1 protein-coding gene and 1 pseudogene are annotated in these 1,559 nt (G+C 45.4%); both read right to left on the bottom strand.

The features are described 5' to 3' along the window. Positions 1-64: 64 nt before the first annotated feature. A complete protein-coding gene (locus METMK1DRAFT_RS14840) occupies positions 65-1,312 on the bottom strand; it encodes an RNA-guided endonuclease InsQ/TnpB family protein (RefSeq protein ID WP_009075691.1) in 1,248 nt (415 codons plus the stop codon). After that, positions 1,296-1,559: pseudogene (locus METMK1DRAFT_RS14835) on the bottom strand (IS607 family transposase); the annotation flags it as partial. The gene METMK1DRAFT_RS14840 and the pseudogene METMK1DRAFT_RS14835, both read right to left, overlap by 17 nt.

Below are 1,559 nucleotides of genomic sequence, written 5' to 3'. Positions count from 1 at the left end.
CTAGAGAGATCAATTCTAGCTCTAAGACCAGAGGAGGACATCTCAAGGAGATGGGATTCGAAGCCTAGACCCTTACAAAGTGTACCGTTTGTCCCCACACTTTCATTTCAATCATTTTATGTTCATTCATGATCGAGTGTAGGGACTTAGCCCTCAACCACCCACTTAAGGTAGGTGGGTCATGGGACTCCTTAGAGCCCAACGGCACGGGGCTCACATCTCCAGCTCTCCTCGCTAAGTTGTACAGTGCAACCACGTCCCTATGCCACCTTTCCTTCCCCTTCTCACAAACACCAACCCTTGGGGCATCGCCCCCATCGGGTTGGTAAACGATCTTCGTCCCATGGACTGGGCAAACAGTGGAAGTATAGGAGGGATTAACTAAGAGTACGGGGACACCGAACTCCCTAGCCTTCTCAGTAATAGCGTTCTTCATTGAGGAAAATGCCGATCTATAAATCCTCAACCTAAGCTGTTTGTCCTTCACGTCCTTTATCATATGCTCCGGAGTTCTCCCTGGCAAGTCCTCTAAAACTATGACACTCATACTTTCAAAAGCCTCTTTAACGATCAGCTTAGCTAATTTCCTCCTAACGTCTACTTTCTTATCCCTCTCCCTCAGCCTCTTTAACTTCCTCCTCACTTCCCTATCCTTAGTTGACCTACCAGTAGTTATTGCCTCCCTCCTATACTCATAGCCCAGCGTAATTTTCTTAGTGTTAGTCTCAAGCAATAAGGGTTTACTGTTGATGAGCACCGAGACTGAATCCTCGTTAAGGTCGACGGGAATAAACGCTTTAGGTTCATAAGGTTTAACATCCTTCTTAAAAATGACGTAGAACTCTACAACGTTCCCCTTCATCAGCCTAAACCTGGCCTCACTGGCAATTGACCAGCCCTTGTTATAATATCTCCAGAAGATCTTAGGGAAGGTTGGTGAAATGAAAACCCTACCCTTCTTTGTGGAAATTGAAATCGTGTCGAGGCTGAACTTCCACAGATGATCATCCAGGTGAATAGTAACTCTCCTCACAGACGGTTTCTCAGTGTAAGCCCTACCCCTCCTCTTCAACTTCTCAAAGCTATCCAACCTCTCGCTTGCGTCCTCACAGGCGGTGTAAATGAAATGGGATGGTAAGTCCTTGTACTTCTCCCTCTCAGTCTTGTAAACTCCCGCTTTAATCCTGGTGAAGGAGGTAGTCTCGTTTGACAACGCGTAATTTATTGCGTCCTCTAGAACCTCTCTGTACTCCCCCTCAACTTCCTTAAGTGCTGAGTAAGTTTCATGATCAACCTTAACCCTTAACTTCACTGTCCTCTCCACTCAACTCACCTATCAACTTTTTACGCCTTGAACCAGGACTGTCTTCTTGTGACTCCTCATTCCGAAAATTTTCCCTGCGAATGAGGTAATGATTGAGATTAAGTCCTCCACAAGTTCCTGTGTATCCTTAGGTTCCTCACCGAAAACTACTTCAATCTTAACTCCCATGGTTGAGAAGAACTCCTCAATGTACTCAAACCCAAAACGCCTTAGTCTGTCTTTGTATGTTATTAAT

It is taken from the genome of Metallosphaera yellowstonensis MK1 (assembly GCF_000243315.1).
In the GTDB taxonomy this organism is placed as follows: domain Archaea; phylum Thermoproteota; class Thermoprotei_A; order Sulfolobales; family Sulfolobaceae; genus Metallosphaera; species Metallosphaera yellowstonensis.
Note: the sequence above shows the minus strand (reverse complement) of the source record. Positions and strands in the feature narration are given on the sequence as shown.